This is a genomic window from Spirillospora sp. NPDC000708 (assembly GCF_040299565.1).
Classification (GTDB): domain Bacteria; phylum Actinomycetota; class Actinomycetes; order Streptosporangiales; family Streptosporangiaceae; genus Spirillospora.
The window spans coordinates 1-14,687 of sequence record NZ_JBEPCJ010000061.1 but is presented as its reverse complement, the minus strand read 5'-3'; the positions used below and the strand labels follow the sequence as shown (position 1 = coordinate 14,687).

At 76.1% G+C, this 14,687-nt stretch carries 15 protein-coding genes; 4 read left to right on the top strand and 11 right to left on the bottom strand.

Annotated features, from left to right (window positions below; translation table 11 throughout):
- Positions 1-30 precede the first annotated feature (30 nt).
- Genes ABT299_RS34100 through ABT299_RS34075 form a run of 6 tightly spaced genes read right to left on the bottom strand, consistent with a single transcriptional unit; the run spans position 31 to position 7,027 of the window.
- A complete protein-coding gene (locus ABT299_RS34100; RefSeq protein WP_433135655.1) occupies positions 31-642 on the bottom strand; it encodes a D-sedoheptulose-7-phosphate isomerase in 612 nt (203 codons plus the stop codon).
- Positions 639-1,844 (bottom strand): glycosyltransferase, encoded by a 1,206-nt coding sequence (locus ABT299_RS34095; RefSeq protein ID WP_500253238.1) that lies wholly within the window; start codon positions 1,842-1,844, stop codon positions 639-641. The genes ABT299_RS34100 and ABT299_RS34095 overlap by 4 nt, the downstream gene beginning before the upstream one ends.
- 8 nt (positions 1,845-1,852) lie before the next feature.
- Positions 1,853-2,848, bottom strand: a complete 996-nt coding sequence (locus ABT299_RS34090; RefSeq protein WP_190868186.1) for a glycosyltransferase family 4 protein — start codon at positions 2,846-2,848, stop codon at positions 1,853-1,855.
- The gene (locus ABT299_RS34085) at positions 2,845-3,873 is read right to left on the bottom strand and encodes a glycosyltransferase family 9 protein (protein WP_500253237.1); all 1,029 of its coding nucleotides are present in this window, start codon (positions 3,871-3,873) and stop codon (positions 2,845-2,847) included. Before ABT299_RS34085 ends, ABT299_RS34090 begins: the two co-directional genes overlap by 4 nt.
- A complete protein-coding gene (locus tag ABT299_RS34080) occupies positions 3,870-5,390 on the bottom strand; it encodes an HAD-IIIA family hydrolase (protein WP_500253236.1) in 1,521 nt (506 codons plus the stop codon). Before ABT299_RS34080 ends, ABT299_RS34085 begins: the two co-directional genes overlap by 4 nt.
- Complete coding sequence (locus ABT299_RS34075; RefSeq protein WP_500253235.1) at positions 5,387-7,027, bottom strand: carbamoyltransferase family protein; 1,641 nt, start codon at positions 7,025-7,027, stop codon at positions 5,387-5,389. Before ABT299_RS34075 ends, ABT299_RS34080 begins: the two co-directional genes overlap by 4 nt.
- 269 nt (positions 7,028-7,296) lie before the next feature.
- Between ABT299_RS34075 and ABT299_RS34070 the strand changes: the two genes are divergently transcribed.
- Together ABT299_RS34070 and ABT299_RS34065 are read left to right on the top strand one after the other, a co-directional pair.
- Positions 7,297-8,184, top strand: coding sequence for a glycosyltransferase family 2 protein (locus tag ABT299_RS34070; RefSeq protein ID WP_190868180.1), 888 nt, complete (start codon positions 7,297-7,299; stop codon positions 8,182-8,184).
- A 17-nt stretch (positions 8,185-8,201) separates the two neighbouring features.
- A complete protein-coding gene (locus tag ABT299_RS34065) occupies positions 8,202-9,026 on the top strand; it encodes a glycosyltransferase family 2 protein (protein ID WP_190868178.1) in 825 nt (274 codons plus the stop codon).
- Between the two features lie 25 nt (positions 9,027-9,051).
- On the opposite strand, the gene ABT299_RS34060 is transcribed toward ABT299_RS34065, so the two are convergent.
- A complete protein-coding gene (locus tag ABT299_RS34060; protein ID WP_500253234.1) occupies positions 9,052-10,479 on the bottom strand; it encodes an MFS transporter in 1,428 nt (475 codons plus the stop codon).
- A gap of 102 nt (positions 10,480-10,581) precedes the next feature.
- Between ABT299_RS34060 and ABT299_RS34055 the strand changes: the two genes are divergently transcribed.
- Positions 10,582-11,463, top strand: coding sequence for a helix-turn-helix transcriptional regulator (locus tag ABT299_RS34055; protein WP_500253233.1), 882 nt, complete (start codon positions 10,582-10,584; stop codon positions 11,461-11,463).
- Here the strand turns inward: ABT299_RS34055 and ABT299_RS34050 are convergent, their stop codons facing one another.
- From ABT299_RS34050 to ABT299_RS34035, 4 genes are read right to left on the bottom strand one after another with little or no spacing between them, the layout of a single operon-like run.
- Positions 11,464-11,838, bottom strand: coding sequence for a DUF6343 family protein (locus ABT299_RS34050; RefSeq protein WP_500253232.1), 375 nt, complete (start codon positions 11,836-11,838; stop codon positions 11,464-11,466).
- Positions 11,835-12,287, bottom strand: a complete 453-nt coding sequence (locus ABT299_RS34045) for a YbhB/YbcL family Raf kinase inhibitor-like protein (protein WP_190868172.1) — start codon at positions 12,285-12,287, stop codon at positions 11,835-11,837. Before ABT299_RS34045 ends, ABT299_RS34050 begins: the two co-directional genes overlap by 4 nt.
- Positions 12,288-12,342: 55 nt before the next feature.
- The gene (gene mgrA / locus ABT299_RS34040) at positions 12,343-13,368 is read right to left on the bottom strand and encodes an L-glyceraldehyde 3-phosphate reductase (RefSeq protein ID WP_387026206.1); all 1,026 of its coding nucleotides are present in this window, start codon (positions 13,366-13,368) and stop codon (positions 12,343-12,345) included.
- Positions 13,369-13,381: 13 nt separating this feature from the next.
- Positions 13,382-14,287, bottom strand: coding sequence for a LysR family transcriptional regulator (locus tag ABT299_RS34035; protein ID WP_500253231.1), 906 nt, complete (start codon positions 14,285-14,287; stop codon positions 13,382-13,384).
- Positions 14,288-14,376: 89 nt separating this feature from the next.
- Between ABT299_RS34035 and ABT299_RS34030 the strand changes: the two genes are divergently transcribed.
- A partial coding sequence (locus ABT299_RS34030) for a hypothetical protein (protein WP_500253230.1) occupies positions 14,377-14,687 on the top strand: 311 nt, incomplete at its 3' end.

The window sequence follows — 14,687 nt, the reverse complement described above, 5'->3', positions numbered from 1 at the left end:
GCGCCCGTGCGGCCGCGGCGCGAGCCCGGTTCAGGCACGAGGCGCCCCCAGGACGTCGTCGACCACCCCGCACAGCAGGTGCACCGCGGCGAGGTGGATCTCCTGGACGGTCGAGGTCGCCGCGGCCCGCACGGTGATCGCGTCGTGGCAGGCGTCGGCGAGCGGGTTCGGGCCGGGCCCGGTGACCGCCCAGGCGGTCATCCCGAGCTCGCGCGCCCGGTCCGCCGCGGCGATCACGTTGGGGCTGCGGCCGCTGGTCGACAGGCACACCAGCACGTCGCCCCGGCGGCCGTGCGCCTGCACCTGCCGGGCGAACACGTGCGCCGGGCCGTAGTCGTTGCCGATCGCGGTGACCGACGAGGTGTCGCCGTGCAGCGGGATCGCCGACAGCGGCCGCCGCTCGTCCTCGAACCGGCCGACGAGCTCGGCGGTCAGATGCTGGGCCTCGGCGGCGCTGCCGCCGTTCCCGCAGGCGAGCAGCCGCCCGCCGGCGCGCAGCACGCCGGCGAGCCGGCGGCCCCACGCCTCGATGGTCGGGACCTGCTCGCGGAACGCCAGCGCCGCCTCGGCCAGCGCCTCCAGGCGCCCGTCGCGCGCCGTGGCGGTGCGCGTCCGCGCGATCCGTTGCGTGGTGGTCGTCATGCGGCCACCCCGCTCGGCGCCGCCGCGCGCTCGTAGACGCCGGCGGTGTCGGCGGCGACGCGCGCCCAGGAGTAGCGGTCCCGGGCCCGGTCGCCCGCGGCGAAGCCCATCGCGGCGCGGCCCGCCGGGTCGTCCAGCAGCGCCCGGATCGCGGCGGCCGCCGCCTCCGGGTCGCGCGGCGGGACGAGCACGCCGGTGGCGCCGTCCACGACGGTGTCCAGGTGGCCGCCGACGGCGCTGGCCACGACCGGCACGCCGCACGCCATCGCCTCCAGCGGCACCATGCCGAACGGCTCGTACCAGGGCAGGGTCACCACGAGGCTGGCCGACCGCAGCAGCGGCGGGACCTCCTCGCGGCCGAGCCTGCCGAGGAACTCCACCCGCCCGGCGACGCCCGCGTCCCGCGCGACGCGCCGCAGCCGCCGCACCTCCGCGTCGCCGCCCAGGCCCCGCCGCGGCGGGCCGCCGGCGACGGCCAGCTCGGCGTCCGGCAGGTGCGCCAGCGCCCGGATCGCGGTGTCCACGCCCTTGCGCTCGACGAGCCGGGACAGCACGACGAGGCGGTGCCGCTCCCGGCCGTCCGCGCTGTGCCCGTCCGGGGTGAAGAGGCGGAGGTCGACGCCGCAGGGCACCACCGAGATCCGCTCGCGCGGAACGCCCATCGCGGCCAGCTCGGCGACCTCGTCGGCGCAGGTGGCGATGACCGCGTCGGCGGACAGGCCGATCGCGCGCTCCAGCTGGAGCCGCGACGCCGGGCTGGTGTCCCTGCCGCCCTGGTGGCGCCGCTTCACGGTGCCGAGCGCGTGGTAGGTCTGCACCACCGGCACGCGCCGCGCCAGGGTCGGCGCGGCCGCCTGGAGCGCGGCGAGGCCGCTCATCCAGAAGTGCGCGTGCGCGACGTCCGGCGGGTCCGCGGCCCAGCGCTGCTCCAGGTACAGCCCGAAGTCGCGCATCCACGGCAGCAGGTCGTCCTTGCCGACGCGCTCGGCGGGGCCCGCCGGGACGTGCTCGACCGTCACGCCGGGCGCGAGCCGCACCCGGCGCGGCAGGGCGGGCGCGTCCCGCCGCGTGTAGACGGTGACGTAGTGGCCCTGCCGGCCGAGCTCGGCCGCCAGTTCCGCGACGAAGACGTTCTGGCCGCCGCCGTCCGCCCCGCCCAGCCCGCCCTTGGCGGCCAGCGGGCTGGCGTGCTCGGAGATCATGGCTATTCTCATCGCGTTACCTCCGTGAGAGTTCGCTCCCAGTCGCGCAGGAACCGCGGCAGGCCGTAGCGTTCGACGGCGTGGGCGCGCGCCTCCTTGCCCATCTGGCGGGCGCGCGGCGGGTCGGCGGCCAGGGTCCGCGCGGCGTCGGCCAGTGCGGCGACCCGCGTGGACAGCACCCCGGCCTCCGGCGGCACCGCCTCGACCGCCTCGGTGGTGGCGAGCGCCACCACGGGCAGGCCGAGCATCATGGCCTCGATCAGGGCGAGGCCGAGCGAGGTCCACCGGTAGGGGTGGACATAGACGCGGCGGCGGGCGAGCTCTTCGTGCATCCGCGCCTGCGGGAGGTCCTCGAACGTCCACAGGGACTCGGGCGCGATGCCGAGCGCCTCCGGGACGCCCGCGACGTTCATGCCGAACAGGTCCAGTGGTACGGCGCGCGCCAGGCCGGCGAGCAGGTCGGTCCCGGCGACGCGCCCGCGCCGGAGCGGGTCGTTGATGACGACGCCCGCCCGGGGCATGTCGCCGGTGCAGCGGTAGCCGGGGTCGACGACGCCGTGCTCGATGACCGTGGTCGGCGCGCGGCCGCAGTTCCAGAACAGCCGGTTGAAGTGGGTGACGTGCACGACCGGGATGTCGTCGCGGTCGTGCAGGAAGTGGCGGCTGTCGGGGACGACCTCCTCGGGGAGGCTCGCGTCCGCGGGCGTGCGGCGGGGGGTGTCGTGCTCGACGTAGACGGCGGGGACGTCGCGTCCGGGGCGGCGGCCGAGCCATTCCTCGGCGAGCCTCAGCTCGTGGGGGCGCTGCAGGACGACGACGTCGACGTCCTCGTGCCGCAGCCGCTCGGGGGCCACCTCGACGGCGCGGTCCGGCCAGGTGAAGGTGTCGGGGCGTCCCCGGCCGTCGGGCCCCCGGTCCGGCGTGACGGGGACGAGCGTGGTCTGCGGCCCGTGCACGAACGACGTGGCCCACGAGCCGTGGACGTGCCAGAGCAGGACTCTCATCGGGCGGGGGCCTCCTCACGGGGGGTTCCGCGCGGGTCCGCGGCGACGACCTCGACGGCGGCGGCGACCTCGTCGGCGCCGACAGACGCCAGGCAGGGGTGGCCCTCCACCGGGCACTCGCGGGCGCGGCTGTCCTTGCAGGGGGCGCCCTGGTCGCCGAGCAGCGCCATCGGCACCCCGAACGGCGCCCACCGGGCGGCGGGCACGGTCGGCGCGAACAGCGACACGACGGGGGTGCCGACGGCGGCGGCGAGGTGCGCGGGGCCGGTGTTGCCGGCGACGACGGCGCGCGCGCCGCGCAGCACCGACGCCAGTTCCGGCAGGGCGGTGCGGCCGCCGAGGTCGAGGCCGTCCTCCCCGGCGACCAGCGCGGTCAGCTCCTTCTCCTCGCCGTGCCCGGTCACGACGACCCGGTGGCCGGCGGCGCGCAGCAGCCGGACGGCCTCGGCGCACCGCTCCGGCGGCCAGGCCCTCGCCGGGACGGACGTCCCCGGATGCACGACCACGTAGCCGGGGCCGCCGGTGAGGTGGTCGGTGTCGGGCAGCGGCTCGCGCACCCGCAGCCGGGTGTCGGCGGGCGCCGGGAACCCGGCGTCCTCGGCGAGGGCCAGCATCCGCAGCGGCTCGGGGACGTCGCCCTCCGGACGGTGCCGCAGGTCCAGCAGGGAGCCGGGGTAGTCCTCGCTGATGCCGCCGATCCACGGGGTCCCGGCCAGCCGCAGCAGCAGCGCGAGCGGCAGCGGCGACTGGTGGAACGAGGTGAGGACCAGCGCCCGGTCGAAGCCGGCCAGCCTCGCGACGGCCCGCTCGATGTCGGCCCGGTCGACCGGGTCGGGCTCCGGGTCGATCCAGGGCGCGCGCCACTCGATGACCGCGTCCACGCCGGGCAGCAGGTCGGCGGCGGCGCGGCCGCGCGGGCCGCACAGCAGCACGACCTCGTCCGCGCGCGCGGCGACCGCCCGTACCGCGGGCCCGGCGAGCAGCACGTCGCCGAGGTTGTCCTGGCGTACCAGCAGCACCCTCATCGCGACCGCCTTCCGCCGAGGACCAGATCGACGGCGGCGCCGAGGTTCGGCGCGGTCTCCAGCGCCCGCGCGATCTCGGCGGGCCGGGTGCGGACGGTCGGCACCAGGATGCCCCGCGCGCCGGCCGCCGCCGCGGCCTCGATGTCGCGGCCGATGTCGCCGATGACGGCGCAGTCGGCCGGCAGCGCGCCGAGCCGCCGCACGGCCCGCACGATCATCCCGGGCCGCGGCTTGCGGCACTCGCAGCCGTCGTCGCCGTCGTGCGGGCAGAACTCCCACACGTCGATGCGGCCGAGCAGCTCCTCGACCCGCGCGTTGACGCGCCGGACGTCGCGGACCGTGATCCGCCCCTTCGCCACGCCCGACTGGTTGGACACCACGCCGATCCGCACGCCGTGCCGGCGGAGCCGGTCCAGCGCCCGCCGCGCGCCCGGCATCGGCTCGACCAGCGCCGGGTCGCCGTTGTACGGCACGTCGCGGATGAGGGTGTCGTCGCGGTCGAACAGCACGACCCACGGCCCGGCCCACGGCCGGGCGTCGCGGTGCGCCAGCAGCCCCCTGATCCGGTGCGCGACGGCGGCGGGCGGGATGGCGGCGCTGGTCGCGGCCATCTTCAGCACCTCGCCGGGCGTCCGGGGCCCGGGACGGACCCGCTCGAACGCGAACCGGGCGGTCGAGACCGCCCACGCGCCGGCGGCCAGCGCCGCGGCGGCCGCGCCGGCCCGGCTCCCGCGCAGCGCCGCGGGTGCGGCGGCGAGCGCGGCGGTCCCGGCGGCGGCCGTGAGGACGTGCCGCCGCAGCAGGCCCCTGCCCTCGCCCGCGCGGTCCCGCCAGCCGGCGCCGTGGATCCGCCACATGAGGACGTCGTCGGCGTTGCCGGCCTGGGCGCGGACCGAGGCCCAGAACCCGGCCGCGCGGACCGGATGCGTGACGTGCCGCTCGCCCCGGACCAGGTCGTGCCCGGCGGCGAGGGCGCGCAGCGCGAGGTCGGCGTCCTCCCGGTAGGCGCGGCGGAACCGCTCGTCGAAGCCGCCGAGTTCGGCGAGGACGCCGCGCCGGTAGGCCATGTCGGCGGTGATCCACTCGGCGCCGGCGAGCCCGGCGGTGGTGCGCTCCCAGTCGGTGGGGCGGCGGCCGTCCGGCGGCGGGACGGTGACGCGGCCCTGCGAGCCGGCGACCTTCGGCGGCAGCCCGGCGAGGTCGGCGGCGAGCCGCCGCGTCCAGCCGGGGTCGGGGACGACGTCGTCGTCCAGGAAGGCGACCCATTCGGTGGCGGCGGCGCGCCAGCCCGCGTTGCGGGCGGCGGCCGGGCCGCGCCCGCCGGAGCGGATCACCCGGACGCGGCGCCCGCGGGAGTCCGGCAGCGGCAGCGGCGCGCCGTGCGCGGGCCGGTCGTCGACGACGATGATCTCGTGCGGGGCCGGCTCGGGACCGCCCGCGATCGAGTCCAGCAGGGCGTCCAGCACCGTGCGCAGGCTCGGCCTGCCGATCGTCGGGATGACGACGGTGCAGCTCATCGGGCGTGCACCTCCCGGCGGCGGACGACGAACGGGCCGATCGCGAGGAGGTCCACGGGCGCGGAGCCGAAGCACTCCAGCGCGTCCCGCGGGTCGTCCACCATGGGCCGGCCCGCGGTGTTGAGGCTGGTGTTGACGACGACCGGCAGGCCGGTGCGCAACCGGAACTCCTCCAGCAGCCGCGCGACGAGCGGTTCGTGGCCGCTCGCGACGGTCTGGATCCGGGCGGTTCCGTCCACGTGCACGACGGCGGGGATCCGCTCCCGCCACTCCGGCCGGACGCGGTGGACGAACAGCATGTACGGGCTCGGGATCGGGCCCTCGAAGATCTCGGCGGCGTGCTCCAGCGCGACCATCGGGGCGATGGGCCGGAACTGCTCGCGGCCCTTCACGTCGTTGAGCCGCTCGACGTTGGCGGCGTGGCCGGGATGGGCGAGCAGCGACCGGTGCCCCAGCGCGCGCGGGCCGAACTCCGAACGGCCCTGGAACCACGCGACGATCTCGTTGCGGGCCAGCGCCTCGGCGACGGCCGCCGCGACGTCGGGTGGACGCTCGTACGGCACCTTGGCGATGTCGAGGCGGCGCGCGATCGAGGCCTCGTCCCACTGGCGGCCGAGGTCGGCGCCCGGCATCGCGGTGACGGTGTCGCCGCCGTCGTGCGCCAGGTGCAGGGCGGCGCCGAGCGCGGTGCCGGAGTCGCCCGCGGCGGGCTGCACCCAGATGTCGTCGTAGGGTCCGTCCGCGGCGAGCCGCGAGTTCGCCACGCAGTTCAGTGCGACGCCGCCGGCGAGCATCAGCCGGCGCGAGCCGGTCCGCCCGTGCAGCCACGTCACCAGGTCGAGCAGCACCTCCTCCAGCCGCGCCTGGACGCTGGCGGCGAGGTCGGCGTGGTCGCGGGTCCACTCGCCGTCGGACGAGCGGGCCTTGGCGAGCGCGCCCCAGTCGATGGGGGCGACCGCGAACCCGCCGTCGCCGGTGGCCCGGACGTGCTCGCGCAGCTCGTCGAGGAAGCGCGGCTCGCCGTAGGAGGCCAAGGCCATCACCTTGTACTCGTCGCTGGAGCGCAGGAAACCGAGGTGCTCGGTGAGGTCCTCGTACATGAGGCCGAGCGAGTGCGGCAGGCGCTGCGCGTGCAGCGGGGTCAGCTCGCCGCCGCCGTAGGTCCCGGCGAGGTGCGAGTGCGACTCGCCCCGGCCGTCCAGCACGAGGACGTCGCCGTCGCAGGGCCGCGGCGCGGCCAGGGCGGCGGACGCGGCGTGCGCGACATGGTGCGGGACGTACCGGACGATCCCGGGGTCCAGGCCGGGCAGGGCGGCGGCGAGGAAGTTCGGGGCGCGGCGCGCGTACAGGGTCCGCAGCCGCTCCCACTGCTCGTCGTGGCCGTCCAGGCCGGGCTCGACCAGGTCGGGATCGTAGGAGTAGGCGACGGCGTCGAGGTCGCCGGGTTCGAGCCCGGCGCGCTCCAGGCACCAGCGGGCCGCCTGCTCGGGCGGTTCCCAGGCGGAGAAGGCGACCGGCCGTTTCCCGTGCTTGCGGCGGCTGAACCGTTCCTCCTCAGCCGCGGCCACGACCGTTCCGTCCACCACGAGGGCGGCGGCCGGGTCGTGGAAGATCGCGTTGATTCCGAGCACGCGCATGTGAGCCCCGTTTCGGCGCAGCGTTCGGTGGAGTGCCGATGCCGTCCGTCGTGGGCACCGGCCCGGGATCTCGATGGGAGCGAATCCCCTATAGGTGATTTCGTGCATTACCGGGAAGTCCGGCTCTAAACGCTGTGTCGGAAAAGCCGCTGATGAGTGAACTGACAGTTCAAGCGGGTTTTACGTGCATCACTATGATTGAGGGCTTTTGTTGGCTTTCAAGACGTAAGTCGGACATGGAGGCGGGTGCGGCGGGTACGGGGCGGGCCATGCGATGCACGCTCGTCGTCATCACCCGGGACCGCCGGCGCTCCCTGCTGGCGACGCTCGGGCGGCTGCGGGCGCTGCCCGGGCCGCCGCCCGTCATCGTGGTGGACAACGCCTCGCGGGACGGGTCGCCCGACGCCGTCGCCGAGGAGTTCCCCGGCTTCCGGCTGATCCGGTCGCAGCGCAACCTCGGCGCCGTCGCCCGCAACCTGGCCGTCGACCACGTCCGCACCCCGTACGTGGCGTTCTGCGACGACGACACCTGGTGGGAGCCGGGCGCGCTGCCGCGCGCCGCCGACCTGCTGGACGCGCACCCGCGGCTGGCCGTGGTGACCGGGCGGATCCTGGTCGAGCCCGGCGGGCGCGAGGACCCGATCGTCCCTGAACTGCGCGACTCGCCCGTCCCGGGGCCGTCCTGGATGCCCGGGCCCGCGCTCGGCTCGTTCCTGGCGGGGGCGTCCATGCTGCGGGCCGAGGCGTTCCGGGAGGCCGGCGGGTTCTCGGCCCGGCTGTGGCTGGGCGGCGAGGAGGAGCTGCTCAGCGCCGACCTGATGGCCCTCGGCTGGCACCTCTGCTACGCCGAGGACGTCGTCGTGCACCACGAGCCGTCCCCGCTGCGCGAGGCCCACCTGCGGCGCCGCCACGGCATCCGCAACACGCTGTGGTTCACCTGGCTGCGCCGCCCGCTGCCCGTCGCGCTCCGCCGCACCGCCGGGCTGCTGCGCACGCTGCCGCGCGACCGCGTCACCGCGGGCGCGCTCGCCGAGGCGGCGGCGGGACTGCGCTGGGTCGCCCGGGAGCGGCGCACGCTGCCGCGCGACGTCGAGGCCAGGCTGCGCAGCCTGGAGGAGGCGCAGCGGACCTCCAAGGCGCGCCGGTACGTCAGCTGATGGAAGCGGGGGAGAGCATGCCCGACGTCACGATCGTGGTCGCGACGCGCGACCGCGCCGCCGAACTGCGCCACAGCCTCACCCGGCACGCCGCGCCGGTCATCGTGGCCGACAACGCCTCCGCCGACGGCACCGCGGAGGTCGCGGAGGCCGCCGGCGCGCGGGTGCTGCGGCTGCCGGGCAACCTGGGCGCCGCCGCCCGCAACGCCGGCGTGCGGGAGGCCGCGACCCGCTACGTCGCCTTCGCCGACGACGACTCATGGTGGGCGCCCGGAGCGCTGGAGCGGGCCGTGGAGATCCTCGACGCCCATCCGAGGACGGCGCTGCTGGCCGCCCGCGTCCTGGTCGGCGACGACGAACGCCTGGAACCGGTGTCGGAGGCGATGGCGCGGGCACCGCTCGGGCGGCCGGACGGGCTGCCCGGACCCGCCGTCCTCGGCTTCCTCGCGTGCTCGGCGATCGTCCGCCGCGACGCCTACCTCGACGCCGGGGGCTTCTCCGGCGTCCTGCACTTCGCCGGCGAGGAGGAGCTCCTCGCGCTCGACCTGGCGTCCGCCGGCTGGGGGCTCGCCTACGTGCCGGAGCTCGTCGTGCACCACCACCCGTCGCGGAGCGGCCGCAACCCGGCGGCACGGCGCCGCCGGGAGATCCGCAACGCGCTGCTGACCGCCTGGCTGCGCCGCCCCCTCCCCGCGGTCGCGCGGATGGCCGGGACGGCGCTGGGCACCCGCGACGGCCGGGCGGGGCTCGCCGACGCGGCGCGCGCGCTGCCGCGGCTGGCCGGCGCCCGGCGGCCCCTTCCGCCCGCCGTGGAGGCCGCGCGCGCCCGCCTCGGCGCCTAGAGCCGCTCACCCGAGGCGGGAAGCGTCACGCGTCGCGCGCGCCCGCCCGGCCCCGGGCCAGCAGCACCGTGAACGCGGTCCCGACCAGCGCGACCGCCCCGAGCGCCCACCCGGTGCCGTACTCGGCGTGCCGGGTGGAGCCGCTCGACTCCGCCGCGGTCAGGAACAGCGTCCCGATCGTCGCGATGCCGATGACCTGGCTGATCTGCATGAGCGTCAGCAGCAGCCCGCTGGCGTCCGCCGCGTCCGCCGCCGGGACGTGCTCCAGCCCCACCGTCATGATGATCGACATGACCCCGAGGCCGAACCCGATCACCGCGGTGAGCAGCTCGTACGCGACGCCGCCGCCCGCCACCGGGCCGACGCACAGGTAGCCCGCGGCGGCGAGGGCGAAGCCGGCCGGGATCACCCGGCGGTGCCAGCGGGCCGGGAGCCGCTGCCAGTTCAGCCCCACCAGCGCGAACGCGGCGACGCACGGGACGAACGCCAGCCCCGACCGCAGCGGCGACATCCTCAGGTCGCCCTGCAGGTGCAGCGTCGTGGTGAACAGGAACGAGCCCCACGTCCCCGGCGCCAGCATGAGCGCCCCGCAGGCGGGCAGCAGCCGCGGCGCCCGCAGCACCCGCGGCGAGATCAGCGGCCGGCCGCCGCGCGCCGCCGCGCCCCGCTCCACCGCGACGAACGCGGCGAGGAACGCTGCGCTCGCCGCGAGCGAGAACCAGCCCCACAGCGGCCAGCCCAGCTCGTGCCCGAGGATCAGCGGGACGACGAACAGCAGCACGGCCGGCGACAGCGTGAGCAGCCCAGGGACGTCGACGCCCCCGCCCCGCGCGCCGCCGTCGCGCGGCAGCAGCCGCGGCCCGGCCGCCAGCAGCACCGCGCCGATCGGGACGTTGACGAGGAACACCGTCCGCCAGCCCGCGCCGAACAGGTCCGCGCTCACCAGCAGGCCCCCGGCCGCCTGGCCGACGACCACCCCGCCCGCGATCACCGCCGAGTAGAGGCCGAGCGCGCGCGCCCGTGCCGCGCCGGCGAAGTTCCGCTGGATCATCGACATCACCTGCGGCGTCATCAGCGCCGCCCCGGCGCCCTGCAGGAACCGGAACCCGACCAGCGGCCAGGTGGACGGCGCCAGGCCGCAGGCCAGCGACAGCACCGTGAACGCGGCCAGGCCGGCGTGGTACGCCCGGCGGTGCCCGGCGATGTCGCCGAGCCGCGCCCCGGTGATCAGCAGCACGGCGTAGGTGATGGTGTACCCGGCGACGATCAGCTGGAGCCCCGCGCCGGACGCGTGCAGGTCCGCCCGCATCGTCGGCAGCGCCACGTTGACGATGTTCACGTCGAGGATGGCCATGAACTGTCCCAGCAGCAGGAGGCCGAGCGTCAGGCCGCCGGGACCGCTCCGCGCGTCCCGCTCGGGAACGACCCCGCGCAGGTCGGTTGTCTGTGTCATAGGAACGACACTGGCGCCGATCCGGTACCGGTAACGAGAGCCCCTCGATACTGGTACTGACAGCACCTGGCAACGGACGCGCGCGGAGGGCAGGGTGGAACCGTGACGACCACCGGAACGGCGACCAGGCGCGGGACGTCCCGGCGCCGCACCGAACTGGCCGAGTTCCTGCGCAGCAGGCGCGAGCGGATCACCCCGCACGAGGTCGGGATGCCGCCGGGCCCGCGGCGCCGCACGCCCGGTCTGCGCCGCGAGGAGGTCGCGCAGCTCGCCGGGGTGGGCGTCACCTGGTACACCTGGCTGGAGCAGGGCCGCCCGATCAACGCCAGCACCCAGGTGCTGGACGCGGTGGCCCGCACGCTGCGCCTCGACGGCGCCGAGCGCGAGCACCTGTACCGGCTGGCCGAGGTGCCGGAGGCGGAGCCGCCCGACGAGGCCGAGCAGCTGCCCGAGGACATGCGGACCATCCTGGACGAGCTGCTGCCGCTGCCCGCGTCGGTGTGCAACGCCCGCTCCGACGTGCTCGCCTGGAACGCCGCCTTCTCGGCGATCTTCCCGAGCGTCGAGACGTTCCCGCCGTCCGAGCGCAACACGATGTGGATCACGTTCACGACGCCGCCGTGCTGCAACCCGATCGGGAACATGGCCGAGGAGATGCCGATGCACGTCGCGGTGTTCCGGTACCGCTACAGCCGGCACATGAACGAGCCGGGCTGGAAGGAGCTGGTCCAGCGGCTCCAGGCGGCCAATCCGGAGTTCGCGCGGCTGTGGGCCGAGCACGAGGTGGCCCTGCCGGGCCCGCGCGTGAAGGTCTTCCGGCACCCCGTGGTCGAGGAGATCCGCACCCGCACCACCAACCTGGACATCGCCGGGTCGGCGGGCGCCCGGCTGACCGTGTACACGCCCACCGACGACGAGAGCCGCGAGCGGATCTCCTGGCTGCTCGTCCACCCCGAGCTCGCCGCGCCGGCCCACCGCCACTGATCAGCGGCCGCGGGCGCGGCGGGCGATCACCGCGAGGTCCGTCGCCGCGATCGCCGCGACGATGACGCAGACCACCGCCGCGCCCCAGGCCGAGCCGCTCCCGTCATGGTTCGCGACGATGGCGAACACGATGGCGGCCGCGGCCGCCGCCACCAGCGCGATGCCGGACAGGACGGCGCGCAGGCCCAGCGCGCTCCGCGCGGTCAGCGGCTCGTTCCCCGGCGGCTCCTCGCGCCCGCCGTGCCCGCCGCCCTCGCGGTGCCCGCCGCCCTCGCGGTGCCCGCCGTCCTCACGGTGCTCGCCGCCCTCGTCGCCGTGGTGGTCGTGCTCGCGGCCGCGGTCGTCGTCGTCCGGGCCGGGGCTCGCGGCGGTCACCGCGCGAACGTGCCGACGAGCGTGCCCGACGCCACGACCTTGTCCTCGACGGCGTCCCTCAGCTCCTCCGCCGTGAAGCCGTCCCGCAGCCCGGACGGCTCCGACAGCCCGTACAGGCGGAAGAAGTAGCGGTGCGGGTCGTCGCCGGCCGGCGGCTTCGGCCCGCCGTACCCCTCGGTCCCGTAGTCGTTGCGGCCGAGGACCGCGCCCGTCGGCCGCTCGCCGGCGTCCAGGCCGGTGGTGACCGGGTCGATCCCGGCGACCAGCCAGTGCGCGAACGTCCCGACCGGGGCGTCCGGGTCCTCGCAGGCGAGCGCCAGCTCCACCACCTCCTCCGGGACCGGCGACCACTCCAGCGGCGGCGAGACGTCGCCCCTGTCGTGCGAGTACTCCGACGGCATGAGCGTGTGATCGTCGAATGCGGCACTGCGCAGCGTCATCTCTTCCATGCGGGCCTCGTGCCCGGTGCGGGCACGACGATGCACGCCGCGCCGCCGCCTTCGGTCAGTCGGCGCTGGACGCCGCCCAGATGTTGATCCCGGCCTCCACCGCGTCCCGGTCGATCGCCTCCAGCTCGTCCGGGGTGAAGTCGAGCCGGTCCAGCGCGGCGAGGTTCTCCTCCAGCTGCGCGACGCTGCTCGCGCCGATGAGCGCCGAGGTGACCCGCTCGTCCCGCAGCGACCAGGCGAGGGCCATCTGCGCGAGGGACTGGCCGCGGCCCCGGGCGATCTCGTCGAGCGTCCGGACGTGCCGGACGTTCTCCTCGGTGAGCAGGTCGCTGGAGAACGAGGTGTTCCGGCTGGCCCGCGACCCCTCCGGGATGCCGCCGAGGTACTTGCCGGTGAGCATGCCCTGCGCCAGCGGCGAGAACGCGATGCAGCCGACGCCCTCCTCCTCCAGGGTGGCGAGCAGGCCGCCCTCGATCCACCGGTTCAGCATCGAGTAGGACGGCTGGTGGATCAGCAGCGGCGTCCCCATCTCCCGCAGGATCCGCGCGGCCTCCGCGGTGCGCTTCGGCGAGTACGACGAGATCCCCGCGTACAGCGCCTTCCCGGACCGGACGGCGTGGTCCAGCGCGCCCATCGTCTCCTCCAGCGGCGTGTCCGGGTCGAACCGGTGGCTGTAGAAGATGTCGACGTAGTCCAGGCCCATCCGCTTCAGGGACTGGTCGAGGCTGGCGAGCAGGTACTTGCGCGACCCCCATTCGCCGTACGGGCCCGGCCACATGTCGTAGCCGGCCTTCGTGCTGATGACGAGCTCGTCCCGGTAGGGCGCGAGGTCCTCGCGCATGATGCGGCCGAAGTTGGTCTCCGCCGACCCGTAGGGCGGTCCGTAGTTGTTGGCGAGGTCGAAGTGGGTCACCCCGAGGTCGAACGCCCGCCGCAGGATCGCCCGCTGGACGTCGATCGGGCGGTCGTCGCCGAAATTGTGCCACAGCCCGAGCGAGATCGCGGGGAGCCGCAGCCCGCTGCGCCCGCACCGCCGGTAGGGAAGTCGTTCGTATCGGTCGCCGTCGGCCGTGTAAGTCATGGTCACGAGTATTTCAGGCGCGCCCCGCCCGCGCCCCGGCGGCGGCCTCGACGCAGGCGCGCACGAAGTCGCGCAGGACGGGATCGGTCGCGTCCCGCCGCCACACGACGGCGCGGACGGCCGGCGCGACGCCCTCCACCGGCCGGTAGACGATGCCCGGCCGCGCGTACACGCGGGCGCTCGACTCGCTGATCATCGCGACGCCGCGCCCGGACAGCACCGCCTGGAGCCAGTCCTCGGAGTTGTCGACCTCGGCACCGATCGCGGGGGTCCGGCCGAACTCGGCGGTCGCGAGCCAGAACTCGCGGAGCGGGCCGGACGAGGCCGGCAGCGCGACGAACCTCTCGCCGCGCAGGTCGTCCAGCCGGACCGTCGCCCGCGCGGCCAGCGGGTGCTCCGCGGGCAGCGCGACGCGGCGGGGCTCGCGGCGCAGGATCTCCGTGTCCAGGCTCTCCTGGCCGGGCACCGGCAGCGGGATGAACGCGGCGTGCGCCCGGCCGTCGAGGACGCCGCCGGCCGGGTCGTGCCAGTCGCCGAGCCGGAGGTCGGGCCGCCAGCCGGGACGGAGCCGAGCGAACCGGGCGATGACGGGCTCGATCGTCCCGGCGTCCATGCCGGAGTGGTACTCGACGCGGAGGACGCGGGACGCGGCGTCCCGGGCCCGGCGCACGCCCGCGAGCCAGGAGTCGAGGTCGCCGACCACGCCGCGCGCGACGGGCAGCAGCGAGCGGCCCGCGTCGGTCAGCGCCACGCCCTGGCGGCTGCGCTCGAAGAGCGTCACGCCCATCTCCAGCTCCATCCGCCGGATCGACTTGGAGAGCGCGGGCTGGGCGATGCGCAGCCGTTCCGCGGCGCGGGTGAAGTGCAGTTCCTCGGCGACCGCGACGAAGTACCGGAGCGACCGGATCGCTACGTCCATGCCCGAATGCTAATTCCATCCAGGCATAACGATGGATCTTCGACGCGGCGGCGCGGCGGGGCCAGCCTTGGGGACCGAGGAGGGGGACAGTGACGACCACTGAGATCGAGATCGGGACGGCCCGCCCGGCGGGGAGCACCGGCCGGCCCTGGGCGGGGATAGGCGCGATCGTGCTGACGTCCGTCGCGGCCATGACGCCGGCGTTCGGCGTCGCGGCGCTCGCCACGCCCGTCGAACGCGGGCTGGGCGTCTCCGCCACCGGGTTCGGGCTGGCGCTGAGCGGCTTCTTCGCGGCGAGCGCGCTGGGCTCGTTCGCCGCCAAGCGCGTCGCGGCGCGGCTGCACGTGCCGGTGGTGCTGGCGGCGGCCGGGGCGCTCGCGCTCGCCGCGCTGGCGCTGGC